This window comes from Scytonema sp. HK-05 (assembly GCF_963872035.1).
Lineage (GTDB): Bacteria > Cyanobacteriota > Cyanobacteriia > Cyanobacteriales > Nostocaceae > Kalymmatonema.
Map to the genome: position 1 here is coordinate 101,407 of NZ_CAWMYC010000114.1, position 26,276 is coordinate 127,682.

The following is a 26,276-nucleotide window of genomic DNA, read 5'->3' on the forward strand; positions in this document are numbered from 1 at the left end:
AGATGAGATCAGCCCAAAATAATCAGTTTGACTACGTTAAAATCGGCTTGGCATCACCAGAACGCATTCGGGTCTGGGGTGAGAGAACTTTACCTAACGGTCAGGTAGTCGGTGAAGTCACAAAGCCAGAGACGATAAATTACCGTACTTTAAAACCAGAGATGGATGGCTTGTTCTGCGAGCGCATCTTTGGACCGGCTAAAGATTGGGAATGCCATTGTGGCAAGTATAAGAGAGTACGTCATAGAGGCATTGTGTGCGAGCGCTGTGGTGTAGAAGTCACTGAATCGCGAGTACGCCGCCACCGCATGGGCTACATTAAACTCGCCGCACCAGTCGCTCACGTTTGGTATCTCAAGGGCATTCCCAGCTATATCTCCATCCTGTTGGATATGCCTTTGCGGGATGTGGAGCAAATTGTTTATTTCAATTCCTATGTTGTTCTTAGTCCTGGCAATGCTGAAACCTTAACTTACAAACAGTTGCTGAGTGAAGACCAGTGGCTGGAAATCGAAGACCAAATTTATAGCGAAGATTCTACCCTTCAAGGGGTAGAGGTCGGGATTGGTGCAGAAGCCTTGTTGCGGTTACTTGCTGATATCAACTTAGAGCAAGAAGCCGAATCTTTGCGGGAAGAAATTACAACCGCCAAAGGTCAAAAGCGGGCAAAGCTGATTAAGCGGTTGCGGGTGATTGACAACTTCGTCGCCACCGGTTCTAAACCAGAATGGATGGTGATGACGGTGATTCCCGTCATTCCCCCAGACTTGCGCCCGATGGTGCAGTTAGACGGTGGACGATTTGCCACAAGCGATTTGAATGATTTGTATCGCCGGGTGATTAACCGCAACAACCGTCTTGCCCGCTTGCAAGAAATTTTGGCTCCCGAGATTATTGTTCGTAACGAAAAGCGGATGCTGCAAGAAGCGGTGGATGCTTTGATTGACAACGGTCGTCGGGGACGAACCGTAGTGGGAGCAAATAACCGCCCGCTCAAGTCTTTGTCAGACATTATTGAAGGGAAACAAGGACGTTTCCGGCAAAACTTGTTGGGTAAACGGGTTGACTACTCCGGACGTTCCGTGATTGTGGTGGGACCAAAGCTGAAGATCCACCAATGCGGTTTGCCACGAGAAATGGCAATTGAGCTATTTCAACCGTTTGTCATCAACCGACTCATTCGCAGCGGCATGGTGAATAATATCAAAGCCGCGAAAAAGCTGATATCCCGCTCTGATCCGAGTGTCTGGGATGTTCTGGAAGAAGTGATTGAAGGACACCCAGTTTTGCTCAACCGTGCGCCGACGCTACACCGTTTGGGTATTCAATCTTTTGAGCCAATTTTGGTGGAAGGTAGAGCAATTCAGCTGCACCCACTCGTTTGTCCAGCATTTAACGCTGACTTTGACGGCGACCAAATGGCGGTACACGTACCGTTATCTTTGGAATCTCAAGCGGAAGCGCGGTTACTGATGCTGGCGTCTAACAACATTTTGTCACCAGCGACTGGTAGACCAATTATTACACCCAGTCAAGACATGGTGTTAGGGGCGTATTACTTAACAGCAGAAAATCCCAATGCTACAAAAGGCGCAGGGCGGTACTTTGCTTCTCTTGATGACGTGATTATGGCTTACGAGCAGCAGCAAATCGACCTACACGCTTATATCTACGTGCGCTACGACGGCGAAGTCGAGTCACCTGAACCAGATACAGAACCGGTTGAAGTGATACCAAATGACGATGGTACCCGGACTTTGCTGTATAAGTTCCGCCGAGTCAGAGAAGATGCTCAGGGAAACATGGTGTCTCAGTATATACGTACAACTCCAGGTCGCGTGATTTACAATAACGCGATTCAAGAAGCGATCGCCAGTTAAAGAGAGAAGAAAAAAGAAACAAGAAAGAAGAAATAAAAATCTTCTTTCTTCATTCTTCACTCTTTGTTCTTCCCCTATTGACTAAGGACTGTTGACTAATGACTAATGAGAAAATGATTTTTAGGAACCGCATTGTTGACAAAGGTCAACTGAGGAACCTAATTTCTTGGTCGTTCACGCATTATGGAACGGCGCGGACAGCAGTGATGGCGGACAAATTAAAAGAGCTGGGATTCCGCTACGCTACTAAAGCAGGGGTTTCTATCAGCGTTGATGATTTGATGGTTCCTCCTTCCAAACGAGCATTGCTAGAAGCTGCGGAAGCAGAAATTCGTGCCACTGAAGAACGCTACCAACGGGGAGAAATTACCGAAGTTGAGCGATTCCAAAAAGTGATTGATACTTGGAACGGAACTTCTGAAGCCCTGAAAGACGAAGTAGTTAACCACTTCAAGAAGACTAACCCCCTCAACTCCGTGTACATGATGGCATTCTCTGGGGCAAGGGGTAACATCTCCCAGGTGCGCCAATTGGTCGGAATGCGAGGACTGATGGCAGATCCCCAAGGGGAAATTATTGACCAGCCGATCAAAACAAACTTCCGCGAAGGACTCACCGTAACAGAATACATTATTTCGTCTTACGGTGCGAGAAAAGGTCTAGTAGACACAGCCTTGCGGACGGCTGACTCTGGTTATCTCACCCGCCGTTTGGTGGACGTATCGCAGGATGTGATTATTCGCGAATTTGACTGCGGTACCACCAGAGGAATTCCCCTGCAGGCAATGACAGAAGGTGAGAAAACCTTGATTAAGCTGGGCACAAGGTTGCTGGGACGAGCGATCGCAGAGGATGTCGTGCATCCAAAGACAGGAGAAGTTATAGCAGTACGTAATACCCCTGTTTCCGATGACCTGGCAAAGGAGATTGAAAAGTCGGGAGTCCAAGAAGTTGTCGTGCGATCGCCGCTAACTTGTGAAGCCGCACGATCTGTCTGCCAACACTGCTATGGCTGGAGTTTGGCACACGCCAAGATGGTCGATTTGGGCGAAGCTGTGGGGATCATTGCAGCACAAAGTATCGGTGAACCAGGTACCCAGCTGACGATGCGTACGTTCCACACAGGTGGTGTCTTTTCTGGTGAAGTCGCAAGACAAGTACGCGCCGAATCCGATGGTACCGTTCGTTTGCCACGTAAATTGCGGACAAGGGCTTACCGCACCCGCCACGGGGAAGACGCCTTGTATGTAGAAGCCAATGGCAGCATTACTTTAGAAATCGCAACAGATAACGCTGATCCAACGACTCAAGAAATTCCTGTTACCCAAGGTTCAACACTATACGTTGTCGATGGGCAAAAGATTAAGACAGGTCAGCTAGTGGCTGAGGTTGCTATTGGTGGACGAACAACTCGTGTCAATACAGAAAAAGCGGTTAAAGATGTCGCCTCTGACTTGGCAGGAGAAGTCAGGTTTGCCGATGTCGTGCCAGAACAAAAAACCGACCGTCAAGGTAACACCACGACAACAGCAGCCCGGGGTGGATTGATTTGGATTCTGTCAGGGGAAGTTTATAACTTACCCCCAGGAGCAGAATTGGTGGTCAACAATGGTGACACTATAGACGCCAACGGTGTTTTAGCAGAAACCAAGTTAACGACTTTGCACGGCGGTGTTGTCCGCTTACCCGAAGCGACCCCAGGCAAAGGGACGCGGGAAATTGAGATTATCACTGCTTCTGTGGTCTTAGACCAAGCAACAGTGACAGCGCAAACTGCTCAAGGTCGCAACAACTACTTAGTCACCACTGGAAATAACCAAGTCTTCAACCTCAGAGCAACCCCAGGCACAAAAGTGCAAAATGGTCAAGTGGTAGCTGAGTTGATTGATGACCGGTATCGCACAACCACTGGTGGATTGCTGAAATACGCTGCTGTCGAAGTCCAGAAAAAAGGTAAGGCAAAGCAGGGTTACGAGGTGGTACAGGGAGGTACCCTGCTGTGGATTCCTGAAGAAACCCACGAAGTGAATAAAGATATCTCCCTGCTGATGGTAGAAGACGGTCAGTTTGTCGAAGCTGGCACTGAAGTCGTCAAGGATATCTTCTGCCAAAACAGCGGCGTCATAGAAGTCACCCAGAAAAACGACATCCTGCGGGAAGTGGTGATTAAGCCTGGAGATCTGCTGATGGTGGACGATCCAGAAGCAGTGATGGGCAAAGATGGCACCTTTGTTCAACCAGGTGAGGAATTGTTAGGGCAAGTCATGACAGAGTTGCGCTACATCGAGTATGTGGAATCACCAGAAGGTCCAGCACTGTTGACCCGTCCGGTCGTTGAGTTTGCTGTACCTAACAATCCTGATGTGCCATCAACCACATCAGTTAGTCAACAAACAGGTCGTTCTATTCAACTGCGGGCAGTGCAGCGTCTGCCTTACAAAGACTCAGAACGCGTTAAGACCGTCGAAGGTGTGGAACTGCTGCGAACCCAACTGGTGTTGGAAATTGAGCAGGAAGGCGAACAAGACCACAATGCTTCCCCCTTGGCAGCGGATATTGAATTGGTACCCGATGACAATGATCCAGAAGTTCAGCGCTTGCAACTGGTCATTTTGGAATCGTTAGTGCTGCGTCGGGATATAGCCGCAGACGCCACCCAAGGCAGTACCCAAACAAGCCTGGAAGTAGAGGATGGACAAACAATTGCCCCAGGTGCCGTAATCGCACGTACCCAAATCTTATGTAAAGAAGGGGGTATCGTGCGGGGCGTGCAAAAAGGAACTGAGGCAGTTCGCCGCTGCTTAGTATTGCGTCATAATGACGTCGTTAAGATGAATCTAAGCGCTCCACCCAAGGTCAAAGTTGGTAACTTGATAGTAGAAGGTGTCGAAATTGCCCCTGGAGTCTTTGCCGAGGAATCTGGGCAAGTTGTGGCAGTCCAGAAAGGCGAAGGAAAAGTGGAGAAGGCACAAGGAGAAGTTCCGCCTACTGAGGAATCAGCACTCGCTACTGTGAACTACTCTGTCACACTCCGTGTCGGTCGTCCCTATCGCGTCAGTGCAGGCGCTGTGTTGCAGGTAGACGATGGCGATTTGGTACAGCGTGGTGATAACTTGGTGTTGCTAGTATTTGAACGCGCCAAAACTGGAGACATCATTCAAGGTTTGCCCAGGATTGAGGAACTCCTTGAGGCTCGTAAGCCAAAAGAAGCGTGTATTTTAGCACGTCGTTCAGGAGAAGTCAAGGTTGTTTACGGCGATGGGGATGAAGCGATCGCACTCAAAGTCATCGAGTCCAATGGCGTAGTCACAGATTATCCCCTCGGACCAGGACAAAACTTGATAGTCCCAGATGGAGCGCAAATCACAGCAGGACAAACATTAACTGATGGTCCTTCTAATCCCCATGAAATTCTGGAAATCTTCTTCAACCTAGGTTCTGAAGAAGGAGTTTATGCCTGTGCTAGCCATGCCTTGCAGAAGGTGCAGACGTTCTTGGTGAACGAAGTGCAATCGGTGTATCAGTCCCAAGGTATTGATATTGCTGATAAACACATCGAAGTGATTGTCCGTCAGATGACCAATAAAGTCCGGATAGATGATGGTGGTGACACCACCATGCTCCCTGGAGAATTGGTAGAGTTGCGCCAAGTCGAGCAAGTTAATGAAGCAATGGCAATCACTGGTGGTGCCCGGGCGCAGTACACCCCAGTCCTGTTGGGTATTACCAAAGCATCGTTGAACACCGATAGCTTTATTTCCGCTGCATCCTTCCAAGAAACAACGCGCGTCTTGACTGAGGCTGCAATTGAAGGTAAATCCGACTGGTTGCGCGGCTTGAAGGAAAACGTCATTATCGGACGACTGATTCCCGCCGGCACTGGGTTTAATGCTTATGAAGAAACTGGTCCCATCGATGACTATGCTGTTGATGTCACAAGCAGTGTCTTGGATGAAGTTGACGATCCACTCGATATGGTGCTGGATGACCGCACAGCCCGGAGTTACCAATTAGATACTCCGACGCTTGGGGCGGATGGATTTGGTACCAGACGTAGTTCAGATAAGTCGATTTTGGATGAGGATGATTTTATTCTTCCTTCTGCTGGTGACAGTGACATCGATGACCTCGTAGAAGACGAATACGAGGAAGATGACGATTACGACGAAGACGATGAGTAATATCTAGTCCGCTAAATTACCTATAATCAGTTCCCTCACCCCCTACCCCTCTCCCGAATACAGGAGAGGGATACCTTAAGCGGGGTGAGGTTTTTTTATACCTTGGATAATTTGTTGAAAACCTTGAAAAGCTCTAGTTTTTCCTGATAAAGAGCATAGTTGGGTGGAATTCGCTATCAGCATCAGACTTTTACTCTTCATCTTTTATAAAGTCATCTGTGATTAAATACATATTTCAGTATTTTTTAACTATTTTATTTTTTACCTAAGATTTGTGCCAAAACTTGCATTTCCTTTGCAAGGGAAAATGCGGTTAGGTAGTGGGTGATTTGTCCCAAACGAGGCAAGGAAGATATTCTATGACGTAACAATTGTCAGGAAACCATAACTTTTCAGTAAACATACTGAAAAGTTATGGTTTTAGAGAATACTTCAATATATGAAGAAATTTAACATTTTTTTTACAATAAATTAATCAAAACTTAACAGCTATATCTTTCATTACTATCATTGGTATATAAAACCTTGGAAATTTGATGTAAGGCTGAGTACATCAAAGTAATAAGCTGTTCCTCTGTTTTATACTGTCAATTACTAAGATATCCCCAATAAACGGGCTAAAAGGTGTCCTACTCTCTGTGCATTGTTTAGTAGTTAAAGTAACTATGTCTTTTTTCTTTTAGTCAATATTTATAAATCCAAATATTTACGGATACGTTTTTTTATTACAAGAGGCAATAATCATCACTAATAATAAACTCTGAAAAAATAAAAATTGTTTTCTACACTACAAAGACAGGCATAAAATCTTATGTCAACACTATGTAGTTGATTTCAAAACTACATAAGTTGGTTTGATTGTCTCAGTTTTTTAACAGTGGTGTAACAGCCAATTTTGTCCACAAATTCAATTATTAAGTGTGGGTTCCCGAAAATGAAAGAAGTCCTTGCGTTGATTGAAAAAAGAAAGCAAGAATTTGCCCAGTTGCCATTCTTCAAATTTATGCAAGATAAAAGTATAGACCCAAGGCAAAGGCTAGCTTGGGCACCCTGTGTCGCTCCTTTTGCAATCGGTTTTGGACAGCTGAATAGATTTGACTTCCGAAAAGAGCCAACTGATGAACCGATTCAGAAACTAATTAACAGACATACTTATGAAGATGACCATCACTGGGTGTGGTTTCTAGAAGACCTAGAGAAACTAGGGTTGAACCATTTAATGAAGTTCAGTGATGCTATGAGGTTTTATTGGGGTGAAGAAACTTATAAAACACGCCAAGTGTGCCATCAAATTGCACTATATACGTTCCGCTCAGAACCTATTGTAGTAGTAGCAGCAATTGAGGCGATAGAGGCAACAGGAAATGTTGCGTTAGCTGTGACTGCACAAGTAGCGCAGGAACTCGAACAAATTACTAGGCAAAAGTACCGCTATTTTGGAGAGGACCATTTTTGTGTGGAAACTGGTCATACTACAGGAACTGATGATATAGAAAAATTGCTTGAAAGCATACAACTGACGCACGAGCAAAGAGCTAAAGCTTTTGAGGTGGTTGAGAAAGTATTTGAAGTTTTCACGGAAGCCACGAATGAGATGAGGGCGTATGCAGAAAAGCATCCTATCGTTCAACCGTTGAAAGCCTCATAAAGAAAATTACTGTAGATTTTTGTGTTCCTGGAATTGTAGAAGTGCTAAATCACTTGCTTCTAGATACTTTGTTATCTCTGGCAGATTGACAATATCTAGTTCAATTGATTGATGTTCGAGAAGTGAAAAAATGAACCTAACGCCAGAATTTGAATACTTGATTATTGGTGCTGGTCCAGCAGGACTTCAGCTTGGCTATTTTCTGGAAAAAGCCAATCGTAGTTACCTGATATTAGAAGCAGGCGATACTCCTGGAACTTTCTTCAAGAAATTTCCTCGACATAAGAGATTAATTTCAATTAACAAAGTTTATACAGGTTACGATGACCCAGAAATCAACCTTAGATGGGATTGGAACTCTCTGCTAAGTGATAGTGAAGAAATGCGGTTTAAGAATTACAGCAGAGAGTATTTCCCACATTCAGAAGACCTAGTTAGATATCTCAACGATTTTGCTGACCAGTTTCATTTAAAAGTTAAATATAATTGCAAAGTTGTCAGAATTGCCAAAAAAGACAAATTCATGGTAATAGATAGCAATGACAATGTTTACTCCACAGCACGTCTCATCATTGCTACGGGTTTTTCCAAACCCTATATCCCACCAATTCCCGGAATCGAATTAGCAGAAAATTACACAGATGTATCTATAGATCCAGAAGACTTTACCAATCAAAGGGTGTTGATTATCGGCAAAGGTAATTCAGGGTTTGAAACCGCTGATAATTTAATTGGGACAGCAGCACTGCTCCACATAGCCAGTCCAACTCCTATATCTATGGCATGGAAGACTAAGTATGTAGGAAATCTGCGAGCAGTTAATAATAATTTTCTCGATACTTACCAGCTAAAGTCACAGAACGGAGTTTTGGATACAACCATTAACAAAATAGAGCGTCAAGACGGTAAATATCTGGTATCTTTTTCCTACACGCACGCCTATGAAGAACAAGAAGACCTGGTTTATGACCGCGTAATCGTATGTACTGGATTCCGCTTTGACAATTCTATCTTTGACGAATCATGTAAACCTGAGCTAGCTATCAACAACCGCTTTCCAGCTCAAACTAGTGAATGGGAATCAACTAACGTCAAGGGCTTGTATTTTGTCGGGGTACTAATGCATGTTCGGGATTATAAGAAGAAGCAATCTGGCTTCATCCACGGCTTTCGTTACAATATTCAGGCACTGCACCATATCTTAAAGTGTAAGTACTACAATCAGGAGTTACCCTATCAGTTAATAGCTCCCACTCCTTCTAATTTAACGGAGGTAATTCTTAAACGGGTGAATCAAAGCTCAGGGTTATGGCAGCAAACAGGTTTTCTGTGCGATCTGATTGTCATTTCAAATGAGGGCAAACAGGCTCGCTACTATCAGGAATTACCAACGGACTATGTACATGACAGTGAGTTAGGTGAGCATACTCACTACTACATAGTGACGTTAGAGTTTGGGTACGATGCTGACAAAATGCCTGATCCTTTCGCAATTGAGCGCATCCACCGAGATAACGCTGACAACGCCTCACATAGTGCCTTCATCCATCCGATTATTCGTCGCTTTTGTGGCGATAGGCTAATTTGCGAGCACCATATCATCGAGGATCTAGCAGCGGAATGGAAGGAGGATGTGCATATTAAGCCATTGCTAGAATTCTTGCGTAATCAGCTTAATAGGCAGCTATCTATAATACCAGTAAGCTAGTTGTTGGGTGTGCTTTGCGATAGGTAACGCTTTCTATTACAGGGTTTACTAACCTGATTGCTGTTGCATCGGTATTTCAATAATAAACTCAGTCCCCTTTGCTGGAGTAGAATCACAAATCAACTGTCCCTTGTGTTTGTCCACCACAATTTGATAGCTAATAGATAACCCCAACCCCGTACCACTTCCTATCGGCTTAGTGGTAAAAAATGGGTCAAAGATTTTTTGCCGCACTTCCTGAGTCATCCCAGAACCGTTATCAGCAATCCGAATCCTCACTGTATTGGAGTCTGCTAGTTCAGTGCGAATGCGAATATGTGCTTTGTCCTTCCTTTGTCCTTTATTTTCTATAAATGACGTAGACGCTTTTTGGGCGGCTTTCGGCAGGGTATGACTATTAATAAATGACTCTTGGAGTGCATCAATTGCATTACTTAGGATATTCATGAACACCTGATTCATTTGACCAGCATAACAAGTAATTTTAGGCAATTTTCCGTATTCTTTGATGATTTCAATCTCAAAGCACTTGTCCTTGCTTTTGAGTCGATGCTGCAAAATCATCAAGGTATTCTCGATTCCCTCATGAATATCTACAGGCTTCATTTCAGCTTGTTCAAAATGAGAGAAGTTGCGTAAGCCCAGAATAATATTCCGAACACGCGTGGTTCCGACGTTCATGGAATCCAAAAGCTTTGGCAGGTCTATTAGCAGGAAATCCAAGTCAATTTCAAAAGCTTTTTCCTGCACTTGAGGAGAGGGATTGGGGTATTCCTGCTGATAAACAGCGACCAAATCTAGCAAGTCGTTTACATATTGATAAGCATGAATGGCATTGCCATGAATAAAGTTAATAGGGTTATTGATTTCATGAGCAATTCCCGCTACCATTTGCCCCAAACTCGACATTTTTTCACTTTGAATTAATTGGATTTGGGTGTTTTGCAATTCTTCTAGGGCTTGCTTCAAACGTTGATTTTTTTCCTTGAGTTCCTGCGTTCTTTGGTCAACTTTTGCCTCTAGAGTACGGCTGTATTCTTCCAAGCGTTCATTTGCCTGTGCTAAATTTTGGTAAAGCATTGCATTTTCTAGAGAAATTGCCGCTTGGGTGGTAATGAGTTTGAGGAGTTCTATGCGATCGCGTGTAAATGCTGCCGTCGTGAGATTATTTTCTAGGTAAAGAATGCCGAGCAATTTGCCTTGATTGAGAATTGGGATACACAACAGGCTCTTGGGTTGCTGACGAACAATGTAACTATCGGCTGCTAGAACGGGTTTATCCTTTAGATCATCGATTACTAAGATTTCCTGCGTGCGCTTGATGTAGTTAATCAAAGTTATCGGAACATCTTCGCTTGACTCTAGGGGAATTGATGCCAACGCTGTGCAAGTGGGCGTACTATATAAACCGGAACTAGCGGCGGTAACAGCTAGGTGTAAATTCTCGTCTAGCGTCAAAATCAGAGCGCACTTAGAGGCTCCGGCGTTTTCCATCACAACTTGCATTAAGGTGGAAAGCAGTTGCTCAAGCTGAATTTCCCCAGATAGTGCTTGAGAGGCTTTGATTGCAGATGCCAAATCTAGAGATTCTGAAATGCTCGTACTACAGCCAATGACAGTTTCGTTGGTGCTATTAATAGATGAAGATGCGCTATTGTCAGGGGTGCTATTCTCACTGGGATGAGGGGTAGCTTGTTCTCGCTCGACAATAGGGGCAAGTAATTGAGGATAGCGTTTTTCCAAGTCCTCAACTTTGGCTGATGCTCCCCAGTGAACGTAGCCGTTGTAGGCATCAGTAAGGTAGGTTTGAGCAATCTTCGGTTTGCCCCATTCTAGATAAAACTTAGCAGCAAGTTCGTTAGCAAGAGCTTCTTCATTGATGTACTCGTGTTCTTTGGCTAGGGTAATGGCGCGATCGTACAATTCCATTGCCTCTACATTGTTACCCACAACTCGATGTCGCTCTGCCTCTACCAAATAATATTTGTGCAAAAAATTCATCGGGGCGTAATGCGCCCATTTCTGCATCTTTTCCTGATTGGCTTGTACCTTATACAGAATGTGTTCTTGCTCTGGCTGATCTTCCTCAAAATACAGCGCCAACCTTGCTAGTGAATCGTAAAAATGGAACATTGGAGTCACTAGCTGTCCTATCCCTCCTTCTAAATACTTTTCTCCCAGGATTGCGTTTTCAACTGCTTGAGGGAATGCCTGAAATAGGTAACACAAATGTAACTTGCTAAAATATAAAGACAAAAGCCCAATTCTATCATTAGCTTCAAGGTGAATCCCCAGCATTTTCTCCTCGTCATAGGATTCATCGCTTAAATGATAGGGATTTTCCACAACCCCTAGCAAGTTTAAAACCATTTGCCGATAGATCTCATTCCAATGAAAAACCCTTTCCTGCTTAATTTGCTGTATGGCATTGCAGTTGTTCGCCATCTCTTGTTTGAGCTTTGTAAGTTCTTCACCCATAAAATATGCAGTATAGGAGTAAGCATAAAGAGCGTACGCTGCAAATTCTAAATCTCCCGTTTCCAGACCAACAGAGTAAACTTCTACGAGAGGCTTTAATGTTTCCTTGATATGCTCCTTCCAAGGTCTCACAAGTTGATTAAATGTCTCTAGAACCTTCACAGAGACTTCTTTCGTCTCAAACCTAGACAAAAGATTTTCCGCCAGTTTGCCAAATTGATATCCAGACTCGATGTCTCCTATTAACCCGCACAGCATTACTCCATAACTAACGTATCCAAAGGCAGATAAGGGAGCATTTCCACCTTTTAGCGATAAATCGATTTGTTTAAGTACAAACAGCAAATATAGTTCAGGAACAGCTTGATAGGCGAAAACAATTGCGCTAGATAGGATACGCATAGCTGCTAGCGATTGCTCTTCCGTCATCTCTGGCAGGTTAATTAAATTTTGAATTTGCTTACTAGTCAGATTTGAAGCTGTTTTCTCCAGTTCACTTTGAATATACGACTGACTGAGATTTTTAGGAAAATCTAAACCCAGTTGCTTCAAAAGGCTTAGTGCTGTATTGACCGCTTCTAGTGCTTTGTTGTGCGCCCCATAAGCTTGAATTTTGACTTCATAAACTTTTACTTTTTCCAGCAGTGTTTTTGCACTTGCCAACACCACCTCTGCTAATTTCTCTGTCTGCTCAAAGTCGCCAACTAGGTACGCCGCCTCTGCTGCTTTTTCATACAAAGCTAACGTTAGGTTATAGTTCGTCTCCCAACTATCACTAGAGAGAAATTGAATGCCAGTTGTTAAATATTTAGCTGCCGTTGCATAAGCTGTTGATGCCAAAGCTCTACGTCCAGCAATCAAATTCATCGTTGCTAGTTCATCGCACTCACTTTGATCAGTGATTAATTCCACTGCCATGTTGAACTGATTAACCAAATCAAAAATCTTTTCTTCCCGTTCTTCAACTGGAGTATGACTTAACAGCAGTTTTCCAATTTTTAGGTGAATTGACTGTTTTTGTGATTCAGGTATCAGAGAATAAGCGGCTTGTTGTACTCGGTCATGTACAAATTTGTATTGGGGTAATGTTGAATTAAAATTTGGTATTTTTTTAGGTTCTTTACTAGAGATATTTATAAATAATTTTTCATTGTCAATTTCTTGTAAAACTAGCCCTTCAACTAACGCAGTCCATAAGTTAGCTGCTGTATCTACCACAGAGTTTTGATGCACAATACTTAGATTCTTTAAATCAAAAGAGTTACCAATACAGGCAGCAAGTTTTAATGCTTCTTGAGTATGTTTTGGCAATTTCTCTATTTGAATTGCCATTAAGTCTACTACATCATCTGTTAAAGCTAATGCCTTTACCTTAGCAATGTCACACTGCCAATGACCAACATCAAAGTTAAATTGAATGAGTCCTTCTTCATGTAAATATTTAAGGAACTCACGAGTAAAAAAGGGGTTGCCTTTGGTTTTAGCAAATACCATTTGGTTAAGAGGAATAGCAACCGCTTCTGGGCAACGGAGGGTATCAGCAATGAGACGGTTTGAATCAGCTTGGTTTAAAGCTTCTATGCTAATAGTATTTATGATTACTTTTGTTTTTTCAATTTCATTTAGAACCAGAGATAGCGAATGTGTTCTTGAAACTTCATTATTCCGATAAGCACCAATAAGTAGTAACCCACCCTGATTTCCGCTATCGCTCTTCGTTTCTGCTAAATGGTGAGAAGACAATGTAAGATTTTTGATGCTAACATTGTTTTGACTCATTAATAATTGAATAAAATTTAAAGAAGCTGCATCTGCCCATTGCAAGTCATCCAGAAAGATAACCAAGGGATGCTCAACAGCTGTGAATACTTTGAGAAATCTTTTGAATAAAAAATTGAAACGATTTTGGGCAGCGGTGCCAGAGAGTTCAGCAACGTTTGGTTGTTTGCCAATAATAAGTTCAAGTTTGGGAATAACATCAATAATGACTTGAGCTTGTTCACCTAATGCTGATAAAATCTTGGCTTTCCACTGTTGAATTTGGGCATCAGTTTCACTGAGCAGTTGCCCGATTAAGTCCTCAAAAGCTTGGATGAATCCTGATAAGGGAATGTCGCGTTGCAACTGGTCAAATTTTCCTTGGATAAAGTAACTACGCTGTCGCGCGATTGCCCAAGGGGCAGTGGCAAAGCCAATCGCGGAGCGGGCACTTTGTGCCATCGCTTTGTGGACTTCGTTGACCACTGCTGTCTTGCCCACACCAGGCACACCAGATACTAGTATCATTTCAGTTGTCCCGCTGCTTGTCACTTGCTTAAAAGCAGCAAGTAGGGTTTCAACTTCATATTTGCGACCATAAAGTTTTTGAGAAATTAAGAAACGGTGGGAAATATCCTGTTTTTTTAACTCAAAGGGTAGAATTTTTCCTGTTTCTTGCCACTGTTGCAGGCACACTTCTAAGTCATACTTTATTCCTTGGGCACTCTGATAACGGTCTTCAGGGTTTTTTGCCATGAGTAAGTTGATGATGTCAGACACAACTGAGGGAAGGCTGGGATTCATACTGCTTGCATTTGGTGGTTGTTTGGCAATATGGCAGTAAACTAACTCCATTGGGTCAGTTGTGGTGAAGGGCAACTGTCCGGTGAGAAGTTCAAAGAATGTGACACCAAGAGAATAAAAGTCAGTGCGGTAGTCGATACCTCGGTTCATCCTTCCTGTTTGTTCAGGAGAAATGTAAGCCAGTGTGCCTTCTAAAACGTTCGGATTGGTAAGAATTTGAATTTCTTTCGGCACAAGAGAGGCAATACCGAAGTCAATAAGTTTGATTTCAAGAGTTGTGGGATTAATTAGGATGTTCGCAGGTTTGATGTGTTTGTGAATGACACGGTTACGATACAACTCATGTAAGGTAGAGGTGATTTGAATAGCGATGTGGAGAAATTGTTGTAGAGGCAGGCATTTTGGCGACTCTATATGATTCATGTAATCCTTGAGAGAGATCCCAGCAAAATCTTCCATAACTAAGGCATAGCTGTTTTGGTAGGGTTCCAGACTATAAGGTGTGATGATGCTTTGTAATTCGAGGTTTTTGGCAATCGTATATTGATTGCGCAGTTGTGACAGTTCTTGAAAGCTAGGATACTTACGCCGTAGGACTTTAATGACAACTGGTTTTTGGTCTTGTTCTCTTATTCCTCGGTATACCAAAGTTTTACCGCTTGCATAAATTTGCCCAATAATTTGATAACCAGCCAGTTTCAGCATTGCTGCCTTATATCCCTACGTCATTAATAACCTTATTTAAGATTATTATTCGCCGATTGTGAGTGATAACACGCACACCTAAGGTATGTCAGTAGTTAAATAACACTTCTGTAGTTGGTGATCAGGTTAAGCTAACTTCGACAGCATCTGCAACAGTAATAGGTTGAGGTTGCCATTACCCAGTTTCGAGGCGCTAAGGAACGTGGTGCGTCACGTTCCTTAGTTTCAGAGGTATGTACCTTAAGAGGACGTTGAAAAACTTTAACTGATTTCGCGGAATTCAAGAGTCCGCCATGCGGTGAGGTACTTCACTGTTTTCACCTTTGACTGTTGACTCTTACTTGGGTGGGCTGGTAGTCTGAACCAAGTTTATTGGCACAAAAACCAAAGTCGCGTACTTGATTTGGCTCAACCACTCTTCCCCAGTCTAGAGGCGTGACAACATACTGCGTCCCCCCCTGTGGTTTAAAGTTACCGTTCCAAGAGTTATTAATAGCAGCTTGTTTCATACTAAATGTCATCAGCCAATCGTTAACCTTAGCATTGCTCTGATTCATAATTTTGAAGCTGACACAAAATCCCGTTTGCCAATTTGTATAAATATCAGAAGTGACTGTCAGTTGGGAAGAAGAGGAAGAGATACGGGAACCAGATGAGGGAGATGAGGGAGATGGGGAAGATGAGGGAGTGAGGGAGTGAGGGAGTGAGGGAGATAAGGGGGATGAGGGAGTGAGGGAGTGAGGGAGTGAGGGAGATGAGGAAGAGACTCCTAATTTTGAATTTTGAATTTTGAATTTTGAATTGATTTCTCCCCTGACTTCCCCTACTTGCCCTACTCCTCCACTCGTTTGCACGGGTGCTACTTGAGAAAAATTTACTGGCAGCAGTTGCGATAGTAGTTGCTGCTTAGGAATATCAATACTTAGCCAATCATCTAATAAGATACCACCTGTATCAGCACTGTTAGGATTCCAGCTCCAGTAGGCAAAGCTCAATTTTTTCTGTTTGATATATTTGACAAATTCGTTTTGCCAAATTCCTTCTTTAGAATTTGTATCTACTTCCCGTCCACCAAACTCACCAATAAAAATGGGCGCAATATTTTGACTAGAAATATAGTGAAATCCTATTTGCCAGCGAGCAATAAGATTTTTGGGAAATTTTCGCTCCCAAAACCAAGGCTGATCCGCAACTCTAGGACCATACTCGTGAGGTGAATAGACAAGCTTGTTGCGACGAGATAAACGTATTGGGTAGCGCTTTACTCCTTCTAAATTGCCACCCTGCCAATGCTTGGGTAGCTTTTGTGTAGGAACGTTCTTTTCTACCCCTTCCACAACAATTAGCCAGTTAGGATTAACATCAAGAATAGCATTACCAGCCCGTTCTGCTGCTAGTCGCCAGTCTGTGGCTAAATCGTTAGTACCCCAGCCCGCTTTTCCGTGGGGTTCATTTTTTAGATCTGCACCAATAACGTTCGTTTGATTCTTGTACCTATAGGCTAACATTTTCCAGCTATCAATCCAGTCTGCTTCTGTGAAGCCGTCTTCATACCACAATTCAGAAATGCGGCGATCGCTTAAACGGTGGTTATCGAGTAGAACGAGTAACCCCTGACGTTGTGCTTCCTGAATGATTAAGTCCATGACTTGTATTGGGGTTTTCCCCTCAAGTTCTTTGTTACTACCAATACTGAAGTCAATACCGTTAACATTAGGCGAACGTAGTGCTTCCAGAGAATAAGGCAAGCGAATCAGGTTGTATCCCAAGCTCTTAATCTGCCCCAGTATCTCTTTATAATCTCGCTTCCACAAGCCGTGAGGTACGTGCGTTTCTGTTTCGATACCAAACCAGTTCACGCCTCTAAGTAAAACTTGCTGACCTTTGGCATCGAGAATTTTTGCGCCACGGGTTGAAAGTGGTAATTCCATTGTCATTTCAGCATCGACCACATTTACCTGGCTACGTGCAGGCATCGCCACGATACCCATAATAAATACGACTATAACTACTGAAAATATAAAGAATTGGTTAGAAAACTTTAATTTTTTTCGTTTCTTTTTATGGATGTATCGCATACTATAGTTTCCTTACTCACGGTTGACTTCTTCTTCAATAAAGCAACTCTCTTATGTGTGTATTATCATCTCGATAAATAAAATTAAAATTCATACGAGTGACTTAATCACCGAGCTATCAACGCAAATAGTATGACTATTAGAAGAATAATTGCTGTAGAAATCACCATGGTCGAGAACGATGCTAATTGACCTACAAAAGTTTCAAAAACTTATTTGAAAATAGCTCATGGATGAAAATGATAGCATCGCTTTTAATGCAGTAATTCTTCCGTTAAGGAAGACGGTTTTATTGATTGGCAGACTGACACCAAGTTGCACTTAGACCTAGAGTAAAAACGTTTCCCAGTGTAGGAGTCAAAAAGGTGGAGCCATCAAAGCCAGTTAACATAGATAGATGGTAGGGAGCATTCCGTTTTTGCAAAAATACCGTTTCATCGCGCGTACTGAAAAACTGCGGTGCCTCATTACCAGTTAACTGGTAAGAAGTCCACGACCTTGACGTAAGATGCCCCGAAAGTACTGGTATACAAAAATCACAATCTTTCCTAGGGCGATTTTTCCTCTGGCTCGGCAGATTTTTCGCTCGTTTTGACCCAACCCTACAGGAGGGCGATTTTTCCTCTGGCTCGGCAGATTTTTCGCTCGTTTTTACCCAACCCTACAGGTAAGAAGCTTGAAGCCCACGCACGATGGCTTTGTTTGTATAGCCGCACCCTTGGAGGGTATAAAGTCTTGTTTGAAATGCGCGATCGCATGACTGCGCGCACTTTGTGCCATCGCACCCCAGGCAGGCACTGGGCCCCTTTGAGACACGCTGCGTGCCGAGAATGTCTGCCTGCGCATACGTGCCACCGCCCGTAAGTGCAGTGCGCTACAACCAGCAATCATGTATCCAAAGTTTCGTATGTCGTGTTAATGGGATTCTGAGAAACTAGGTTGCTTAACCTTGTTATAACCTCTAAAAATATGCTAAGATAAAATACTATCCTATAAGTTCTTCACGAAATCAGTTATCAATGAAAAATACTTATTGAAATTTCTTAACTTTTAGTTAAGGGAATAATTAGATAACTGATCACTGAACACTGGTGATGTAGTTCTTTCCAAAAGAGGAATGTATTGCTATAGACAACAGTTGTGCAAACAGGTGAAGCTCAAGAGTTAAAATCTAGCAAATAGCCACATCGCTTCTGTATATATGTTAGTAAGTAAAGTAAAAAAATAGGCAAAAATTATACTTATATCCGACCCAGACTCAAAAGGGGGACTAGATGAAAAAACATACAGCTGACCTCCAGGAAAGTTTGGGTTCTGGAGCGAGAGGATATCGGGAAGTAGCACGCCTGTTTTCTGGTGATAGCCAGTTTGGGTCTCCTGCTACCAGGGAGAGCCAAAAGGTAAGTCAAAATCTCGCAATTTAGTTGCCTTTGACACAAACCATGTGCTGAAAACCGTGGAAGTATCAAAAAAATCCAGGTTAAGCTAGAGAAGAGAGTTAGGGTTAGCTTTGCACCCCTTTGGGGAAGGAGCAAAACTCATTCTCAAGGCAGGAATTTTCTCAAGTTGGCATTGTCCTTACTCCATGCTGCGAATCATTACTCAGCAGGCAGACGTTAGAGCAGAACTACAACGGATCTGCGATCGCACCCATGATGAACAGGTGCTCCACAAAGAAGCAACAGTGCGGGAAGTGTTGCAGACAGTGAAGCGCCAAGGCGATAAAGCTGTACTGCATTACACAGCCGAATTCGATAAGCAAACCCTCAAGCCAGAAGAACTGCGCGTGACAGGCTCAGAACTGGATGCAGCATACCAACAGGTATCAAAGGAATTGCTCCAGGCAATCAGGCTGGCTTGCCGCCAAATTGATACATTTCACCGCCAACGAATTCCCAAAAGTTGGGTACAATTTGGCGATGATGAGGTCGTTTTAGGCAAACGGTATACACCAGTAGACCGAGCAGGGTTATATGTGCCGGGTGGTCGCGCCGCCTATCCAAGCACGGTATTGATGAATGCAATTCCGGCAAAGGTAGCTGGTGTACCGCACGTGGTGATGGTGACACCACCAGGAGCAGACAAAGCAATTAACCCAGCCGTGCTGGTCGCAGCACAAGAAGCTGGAGTGCAAGAAATTTATCGCGTCGGAGGCGCACAGGCGATCGCCGCTTTAGCCTATGGTACAGAAACGATTCCTAAAGTTGATGTGATCACAGGTCCAGGTAATATTTATGTAACTTTGGCGAAAAAACTCGTCTATGGCACCGTAGGCATTGATTCCTTAGCTGGACCAAGCGAAGTGCTGATTATTGCCGATGAAACCGCAAATCCCGTACACGTTGCTGCTGACTTGTTGGCGCAAGCCGAACATGACCCAATGGCAGCAGCAGTTTTGCTGACCACGGATACAGCATTGGCAAAGAACGTACAAGTGGCGGTGGAAAGACAGCTTATAGATCACCCTAGGCGCTTGCTGACAGAAAAGGCGATCGCTCACTATGGTTTGATAGTGATTGTCGAATCCTTGGAAGCAGCAGCCCAACTCTCAAATGAATTTGCCCCCGAACATTTAGAGTTGGAAGTAGAAGACCCCTGGGAGCTACTACCACTCATTCGGAATGCGGGTGCCATTTTCTTAGGGTATTCTACACCAGAAGCCGTAGGAGATTATTTAGCTGGACCTAACCACACCCTACCAACTTCTGGTGCTGCTCGCTATGCCTCAGCCTTGGGAGTCGAAACTTTTATGAAACATTCAAGTATCATTCAATACTCCCAAACCGCACTAGAAAAGGTGGCGGGTGCAATTGATGTGCTAGCAACAGCTGAAGGCTTACCTTCTCACGCTGATTCTGTCAGACGCCGAGTGCAAAAGGAAGAGTAAATTTGAATTTGAATTATTAATTTTTTCCTGAGACATTTGGCAAAACTGAGCCTATGGGTTACAAATGAAACTTTAAGGCTATACAAACTTATGTCCTGAAATTGGGCAGGTTGGTGTAGCCATTAATCTCCTTCTGCCGTTACGTATCTAAAAGGTCTACTCTTGTGGAGACGACATTGGTGCTAAAGACTATTTTGGTTGCTCTGGATGATTCCGAACTTGCAGACAGAGTCATTCAGGCTTTACAAGAATTGGTGCTGCCAAAAGATAGCAAAGTCATTCTCTGCCATGTGTTTCCTACATCAGAGTCCGAGATGGAACTACCAGCAGACCGTCCTCAAAGCGAGTCACCAACATTTTCTTATTTCCATATTGAAAAACAATTGCAATCCTACCAGACAATCTTGCCAGTTGAAAGCGATATAGAAATTGTTACTGGCGATCCAGCAGAAGAAATTATTCGCCTTGCCAATATTTACAAAGCTAATTTAATTATGATCGGTAGTCGCGGCTTAACTGGTATGAAGCGAATTGTTCAGGGTTCCGTGAGTTCTCAAGTGGTGGAAGAAGCCAATTGTTCTGTATTGGTTGTTAAGCCGGGATGAAATAGGTAGGGAAAGAATCATCCCTTAGGGGGATTTTAAAATTAACTCATTATGATTGCACGCTCTGTAGGCACGTTGCGGGAACAAAATTAACAATCTTTGTACCATAAGTTGAGGCTTGTAATTGCGAGGTCACAAACCTTGCAGTTGCTGTATGGCTTAAAGTATTTTTACTTTTATTAAAACGCCGTGTGCGACTTTTTCTTAAGCCTCCTTTTTAACTCTGTTGGGAGATCTAAAATCTGGCTTACATCACGTGAAGATGCCCCCTAACCCCCCTTGAGAAAGGGGGGGAACAAAATAAAGTTGCACCGAAGCGTTTATTAAATAAATTTATAAATTAAGAAATTAAGGATTTATAAAGTTTAAGTGGTTGCCCGAGGGCGATCGCTCTGTGTCATCGCACCGTTTACACAGCATTTCAAACTAAAACAGCGTACATCAGCTTTCGCAGTTTTTGGAGTATAACTTCGGACTTTACCCAATGCCAAGGTTGATCCGGTGTTTTAGGTCAGATTAACCGGGAGCAACGCGAAAAAGTGGGTAAAAGGTTAAAGTCTGTATGGATGGGCACAATCTACCCTAGCAATATTTGCCCATTCCAGAAATCAGCGATAGTTTATGACATTACTTTTAAACAACCGCTATCGAATTCTTCGTACTCTGGGGAGTGGTGGATTTGGTGAAACTTTCTTAGCAGAAGATACCCAAATGCCATCGCTTCGTCGTTGTGTGATTAAACAACTTAAACCGATTCACAATAAGCCCGAGATTTACCAACTGGTGCAAGAGAGGTTTCAACGCGAAGCTGCGATATTAGAAGAATTAGGTGGAAGCAGTGGTCAAATACCAGCTTTATATGCTTATTTCCAGTTAAATGAGCAATTCTATTTAGTTCAAGAGTATATTGAAGGCGATACGCTGACAGCCAAAGTCAAACAGCAGGGAGTCTTGAGTGAAAGTGCAGTTCGGGAACTATTGCTAACTTTATTACCCGTACTGGAGTACATACACTCAAACCACATAGTCCACCGTGATGTCAAGCCAGATAACATTATTTTGCGTCATCGAGATGGAAAGCCTGTACTGATTGATTTTGGTGCTGTACGGGAAACAATGGGCACGGTGATTAATTCCAAAGGGAGTCTCGCTAGCTCAATTATCATTGGAACGCCAGGTTATATGCCCAGCGAGCAAGCAATGGGTAGACCAGTTTATGTAAGTGATTTATATAGTTTAGGAATTACGGTCATTTATCTGCTGACAGGGAAACACCCGCAAGAACTGGAAACAGATCCACACACTGGAGAAATTATCTGGCGTTCTCATGCCTTAAATGTTAGCCCAACGATGATATTTATCATTGACAAAGCAATTGCTTACCATCCACGGGATAGGTTTGCCAGTGCTAGAGAAATGTTGCAAGCTTTGCAGGAGATAGCAAACACAATTTTACCGACACAACCGCCTTCTCAACGACCTAGGATTGCTGCAGCACCCACCGCAAAAACTCAAAACACCATTTCCATAACTCGAGAATCTTCCCAGATACCTTCGTCTCAAGACAGTAAGGACAAAGGAATCCTGATAGGCAGTATAATTGCTGCGGGCGGTTTGATTGGTGCGTCAACAATTATTGGTTTAGTGTTAACAAAATCTTCTCAACCAGTTGCACAAAAAACGGTTTCACCTTCGGTTCAGCTACCATCTGTCACACCCCAAGCTATAGAAACTCCAGATCATCAATCTGTTCCTAGCCCATTGACGCCATCAGTTTTATCTGCAAATGATTACTCTTGGCTTTCTCAAAGATTGGTAACAGATGAAGATTTAGAGGGGAAAAGCGGTTTTGAGCTTGATATTATGCGAAATTCAATTTTTGCACGTTACGGTCGCCGTTTTAACACTCCTGGGTTACAAAAATACTTTAATTTACAGCCGTGGTATCGTCCAATTTATTCACCAATGGAATTTGATCAGCGCAACGTGTTATCTGATTTAGAACGGCGGAATGTTGAATATATTTCAGAATATCAAAACCGTTACGACCGGAGATATTTTAAAAAATAACCTATTGTATAGTTAAGCAAGTTTAGCAACGGTAGGGTTAGTTCCGCCACCACAACTGTGGGTAAGCGATCGCAGTGCTAATTACAGTCAGAAGGCAGCCAACAGCAGTGGCATAAAACCTTACAGGCAGCAGTACCAGATCGCCACCGTGTGTGAGTGTGAGCAAATCAATCACCACCATCACAAGTACCGTGGTTGCAACGCAGCATACAGTGTAGTTTCGAGCTAAACCAATCGGAACGAAGGGAGCTGCCATTATGCTGCAAGCGGTTAACAGCCAAGGATTTTGAGTCAAGTGAATAATTCCTCCCACAACCAACACGCCAATTAAAGTTCCAAAGAGCCGCTGCAACGTTCGTCGCACGGTTGCCCGACTGTCTGGTTGCATCACCATTAGGGTTGTCACTGCCACCCAAAAAGGTCGAGGTAATCCAAGCAGCCCACTTCCTGTAAAGGCGATCGCCGCTACAACACCGTAGCACAATCCAAAGCGTAAACCTGCTGTTTGTCTTGCGCGAATGCGTACCCAGCCTTCATACAGTTTGGATTCGACTATCGGAGGTTTTCGACACAGCAGGTTTTCGATGGCAACCACCAGAATCGTCCAGATTCCACCTGCCAAAAATGCAACTGCCGCTCTATGATCCAGATCAATCAGTTTTGTTCCAAATGCCGACAATTGAGAAGCACCGAAAAGAAACCCAACGACTGCAAATCGACACATCACTTCAATCGCTTTGTGAGAGGTATGCAACCAGCCAGCCGCGACTCCCAGGAGCAAAACGCCTAGATCTACAACAATAGGAAGATTGGCAAACAGTCCACCGAGGTAAGCACATCCTGTGATTAAGATTGCCCCCGTAACCGTAGCAAGCAAGCGATCGCGAAAACTTCCGTCAACATTTGCCACTAAACCAACATACACACTGCCAATCAAGGCAACCACACCATAACGAATCTGTCCGACAGCAACTCCAGCAATCAGCGGGACACTGATCTCTACGGTGTAACGAAGTGCTTGATTCCAAGGCAACAACTTTAACTTAACCCATATCCGATGCAGTGAAGATTGCAGCATTAATCCCTCAACTTCTCAGTGCCTGATGTCATCTATGTGCCTTAGTTCCCGGCATTATTCACAGAGCTAAAGTGTTTACCTACTCCGACCACCAGGTTAAGCTATCGTCATCAATTATCATTTTTATTCCAGCCCAACCCATAGATCAACCCGTTCAGCGAACTTGGTATTATCAGGAACAGCGACGGCAGGTGCTGTCGGCTTAATAGGGGTTTCAAAGAGTTAAGGGACTTCCAAATTAAAAAATATCCAACTTTTTCTTGTGGGATGGGCGAACGTCCTATAAATTGGGCGTTCCGGATTGCCCACCCCATTGTTATTGGATAATTTATTTCTTGGAAATTCTTAATTAAATATCTAGAGAAATTTAGCAAATCAAATCAAAACCTAGTACTATAAATCAAGATAAAGCCGCTGTCAAATCGGATAGGTAAGCAGAACTTTATCTGGGCATGTTTACCAATTTGGTAATATTTAAAAGTAATTCCTAATTGCTCCAGGAATAAAGGAATTGCCGTTTATTGCTGTACTAGCAACGACTAGGAACAACAAATTTAGATTTTTCTAGATTTTGTTGAGCGGTAAAATGTCTGTCGGATGTATTTCTCCTGACAGACGGTAAATATGCAAAAGCTGCTGAACAACCGCTATCGAATTCTTCACACTTTGGGAAACGGTGGATTTGGAGAGACTTTTCTAGCAGAAGATACCCAAATGCCTTCACTCCGTCGTTGTGTCATTAAACAACTCAAACCAATTAAGGATAATCTCCAAATATACCAGTTGGTACAGCAGCGGTTTCAGCGAGAAGCAGCAATTTTAGAAGATTTAGGAGAAGGCAGCACTCAGATTCCGCGATTATATGCTTATTTTTCTGATTTTTCAGAAAGCAGTCAATTTTACTTAGTACAAGAGTATGTAGAAGGACAAACTCTCGCATCAAAGTTACAAGAGCAAGGTTTGATGAGTGAGAGTACAGTCAAAGAAATTTTGACAAGTATCTTACCAGTTCTTGAATATGTTCATAGCAAAGGGATTGTCCACCGAGATATTAAGCCAGATAATATCCTCATTCGCCATGCTGATGGTAAACCCGTTTTAATTGACTTTGGCGCAGTTAAAGAAACAGTAGGAACTCTAATAAGTCCTTCGCTTAATTCCACACAGTCAATTGTCATTGGTACACCAGGATTTATGGCTAGCGAACAATCGGTTGGACGCCCCATGTTTGCCAGTGACATCTATAGTTTGGGACTCACCGCCATTTATTTACTGACAGGCAAAACGCCGCAACAATTAACAACTGATCCAGCTACGGGTACTCTTGTATGGCGACAATATGCTTTAAATGTCACTCCCAGTTTTGCCACTGTATTAGATCAAGCGATTCAGTTTCATGCACGCGATCGCTTTGCCAGCGCTAGAGAGATGTTGCAAGCTTTGTATCTTGGTGCAACGCCTGTGACTCCCACAGTACCAATTGTTCGTCCTATTTCACCGACTTCTCCAATCGTACCTTATGACCGTCCACCAGTATTAACTGTACCGCCTCCTGCAACACCTCAACATAGCATTCCTGTCAGCCCAGGCTCAGCTCCTCTACCTTTTTATCACAGTGGTAGACAAAACAGTGAGCAGAAGGGTTTCGTTCTTGGCAGCATCATTGTAGGTGGTTTGATCGGTGCATCTGTGATCATTGGTTTTGCCCTTAACAGACAACAAACTCAACCAGAGGTGGCACAACCACTGGTACAAAACACACCCATTCCTAGTTTTCCATTAGCTTCAGAACCCAAGGTGGCTGCTGTGTCACCTACTCCCCCTCAAAAGCCATCAACAATTCCCAGTTTTCCAGAACCCACTACAATACCTGTTGAAACTCTAGAGCCTGTGCTCCCAGAACTAACGCCAGTTCCCAGCACTCACCTTCCTAATCCTACCGAAACCCAATCTTCTCCACTTCCTCTGGCAACACCAATGCCAACAAACAATCAGCCCTCACCAGTAGAGGCTGTGCAAAATTATTACTTAACTATTAATCAGGGTCAGTATAGAACAGCTTGGGAGCAACTATCTCCCAGCTACCAAAACAATCAACGTTTTCACCCTAAGGGTTATCTTTCTTACATTGATTGGTGGGGAGGAAAAGTTCAAAGTGTAGAAGTTGAGCAAGTTAGCATAGTAGAAGCAAGTACAGAAACAGCTACAGTATATGCTCAATTAAAATATCTTATGAAAACCGGACAAGTTGTCCCTACTTCTGTGCGCTTTTTGCTTTTGTGGGATGCTGATAACAGCAGATGGGTTGTCGCGGATGTCAGCTAGTTTTTAGGAACAGAGTTATCAGAACGGGATACATTGGGTTTTTATTGTCGTCAGGGTGCTTATATACATTT

Annotated in this window: 13 protein-coding genes; 10 read left to right on the forward strand and 3 right to left on the reverse strand. The window is 43.3% G+C overall.

Going from position 1 to position 26,276, the window contains the following annotated elements; translation table 11 throughout:
* The first annotated feature begins 2 nt into the window (after positions 1-2).
* The 4 genes from AACT52_RS23105 to AACT52_RS23120 all read left to right on the forward strand — a co-directional run bounded on the left by AACT52_RS23105 (position 3) and on the right by AACT52_RS23120 (position 9,417).
* Positions 3-1,880 (forward strand): DNA-directed RNA polymerase subunit gamma, encoded by a 1,878-nt coding sequence (locus tag AACT52_RS23105; protein ID WP_073627294.1) that lies wholly within the window; start codon positions 3-5, stop codon positions 1,878-1,880.
* Positions 1,881-1,978: 98 nt separating this feature from the next.
* Positions 1,979-6,061 (forward strand): DNA-directed RNA polymerase subunit beta'', encoded by a 4,083-nt coding sequence (locus AACT52_RS23110; RefSeq protein ID WP_073627296.1) that lies wholly within the window; start codon positions 1,979-1,981, stop codon positions 6,059-6,061.
* A 934-nt stretch (positions 6,062-6,995) separates the two neighbouring features.
* Entirely contained in the window at positions 6,996-7,709 is a 714-nt protein-coding gene (locus AACT52_RS23115) for a hypothetical protein (protein ID WP_073627298.1), read from the forward strand.
* Positions 7,710-7,839: 130 nt separating this feature from the next.
* Positions 7,840-9,417, forward strand: coding sequence for an NAD(P)-binding domain-containing protein (locus tag AACT52_RS23120; protein WP_073627300.1), 1,578 nt, complete (start codon positions 7,840-7,842; stop codon positions 9,415-9,417).
* A gap of 48 nt (positions 9,418-9,465) precedes the next feature.
* Here the strand turns inward: AACT52_RS23120 and AACT52_RS23125 are convergent, their stop codons facing one another.
* Entirely contained in the window at positions 9,466-15,162 is a 5,697-nt protein-coding gene (locus AACT52_RS23125; protein ID WP_073627302.1) for a trifunctional serine/threonine-protein kinase/ATP-binding protein/sensor histidine kinase, read from the reverse strand.
* A gap of 317 nt (positions 15,163-15,479) precedes the next feature.
* Positions 15,480-17,240: a cellulase family glycosylhydrolase gene (locus tag AACT52_RS23130; RefSeq protein ID WP_073627304.1), complete on the reverse strand. Its 1,761-nt coding sequence runs from the start codon at positions 17,238-17,240 to the stop codon at positions 15,480-15,482.
* Between the two features lie 1,274 nt (positions 17,241-18,514).
* On the opposite strand from AACT52_RS23130, the gene AACT52_RS23135 reads away from it, so the two are divergent.
* From AACT52_RS23135 to AACT52_RS23150, 4 genes are all read left to right on the forward strand, one after another.
* The gene (locus AACT52_RS23135) at positions 18,515-18,664 is read left to right on the forward strand and encodes a hypothetical protein (protein ID WP_158054494.1); all 150 of its coding nucleotides are present in this window, start codon (positions 18,515-18,517) and stop codon (positions 18,662-18,664) included.
* Between the two features lie 161 nt (positions 18,665-18,825).
* On the forward strand, positions 18,826-20,127 hold the full coding sequence (gene hisD / locus AACT52_RS23140; RefSeq protein WP_073627306.1) for a histidinol dehydrogenase: 1,302 nt from the start codon (positions 18,826-18,828) through the stop codon (positions 20,125-20,127).
* Positions 20,128-20,306: 179 nt separating this feature from the next.
* The gene (locus AACT52_RS23145) at positions 20,307-20,732 is read left to right on the forward strand and encodes a universal stress protein (protein ID WP_073627308.1); all 426 of its coding nucleotides are present in this window, start codon (positions 20,307-20,309) and stop codon (positions 20,730-20,732) included.
* Positions 20,733-21,353: 621 nt separating this feature from the next.
* The gene (locus AACT52_RS23150) at positions 21,354-22,802 is read left to right on the forward strand and encodes a protein kinase domain-containing protein (RefSeq protein ID WP_073627310.1); all 1,449 of its coding nucleotides are present in this window, start codon (positions 21,354-21,356) and stop codon (positions 22,800-22,802) included.
* A 37-nt stretch (positions 22,803-22,839) separates the two neighbouring features.
* On the opposite strand, the gene AACT52_RS23155 is transcribed toward AACT52_RS23150, so the two are convergent.
* Positions 22,840-23,880 (reverse strand): FUSC family protein, encoded by a 1,041-nt coding sequence (locus tag AACT52_RS23155; RefSeq protein ID WP_073627312.1) that lies wholly within the window; start codon positions 23,878-23,880, stop codon positions 22,840-22,842.
* Positions 23,881-23,951: 71 nt separating this feature from the next.
* Here AACT52_RS23155 and AACT52_RS23160 point away from each other — a divergent pair, with 71 nt between their 5' ends.
* A complete protein-coding gene (locus AACT52_RS23160; RefSeq protein ID WP_272937056.1) occupies positions 23,952-24,086 on the forward strand; it encodes a hypothetical protein in 135 nt (44 codons plus the stop codon).
* A gap of 418 nt (positions 24,087-24,504) precedes the next feature.
* Positions 24,505-26,205, forward strand: coding sequence for a serine/threonine-protein kinase (locus AACT52_RS23165; RefSeq protein ID WP_073627314.1), 1,701 nt, complete (start codon positions 24,505-24,507; stop codon positions 26,203-26,205).
* Positions 26,206-26,276 lie beyond the last annotated feature (71 nt).

Excerpts from the sequence above, each read along its gene's own strand:
- AACT52_RS23155 (WP_073627312.1), bottom strand. The coding sequence starts at position 23,880 with ATGCTGCAATCTTCACTGCATCGGATATGGGTTAAGTTAAAGTTGTTG.
- AACT52_RS23125 (WP_073627302.1), bottom strand. The coding sequence starts at position 15,162 with ATGCTGAAACTGGCTGGTTATCAAATTATTGGGCAAATTTATGCAAGC.
- AACT52_RS23150 (WP_073627310.1), top strand. The coding sequence starts at position 21,354 with ATGACATTACTTTTAAACAACCGCTATCGAATTCTTCGTACTCTGGGG.
- AACT52_RS23110 (WP_073627296.1), top strand. The coding sequence starts at position 1,979 with ATGACTAATGAGAAAATGATTTTTAGGAACCGCATTGTTGACAAAGGT.
- AACT52_RS23135 (WP_158054494.1), top strand. The coding sequence starts at position 18,515 with ATGAAAAAACATACAGCTGACCTCCAGGAAAGTTTGGGTTCTGGAGCG.
- AACT52_RS23165 (WP_073627314.1), top strand. The coding sequence starts at position 24,505 with ATGCAAAAGCTGCTGAACAACCGCTATCGAATTCTTCACACTTTGGGA.
- hisD (WP_073627306.1), top strand. The coding sequence starts at position 18,826 with ATGCTGCGAATCATTACTCAGCAGGCAGACGTTAGAGCAGAACTACAA.
- AACT52_RS23120 (WP_073627300.1), top strand. The coding sequence starts at position 7,840 with ATGAACCTAACGCCAGAATTTGAATACTTGATTATTGGTGCTGGTCCA.
- AACT52_RS23130 (WP_073627304.1), bottom strand. The coding sequence starts at position 17,240 with ATGCGATACATCCATAAAAAGAAACGAAAAAAATTAAAGTTTTCTAAC.
- AACT52_RS23105 (WP_073627294.1), top strand. The coding sequence starts at position 3 with ATGAGATCAGCCCAAAATAATCAGTTTGACTACGTTAAAATCGGCTTG.
- AACT52_RS23115 (WP_073627298.1), top strand. The coding sequence starts at position 6,996 with ATGAAAGAAGTCCTTGCGTTGATTGAAAAAAGAAAGCAAGAATTTGCC.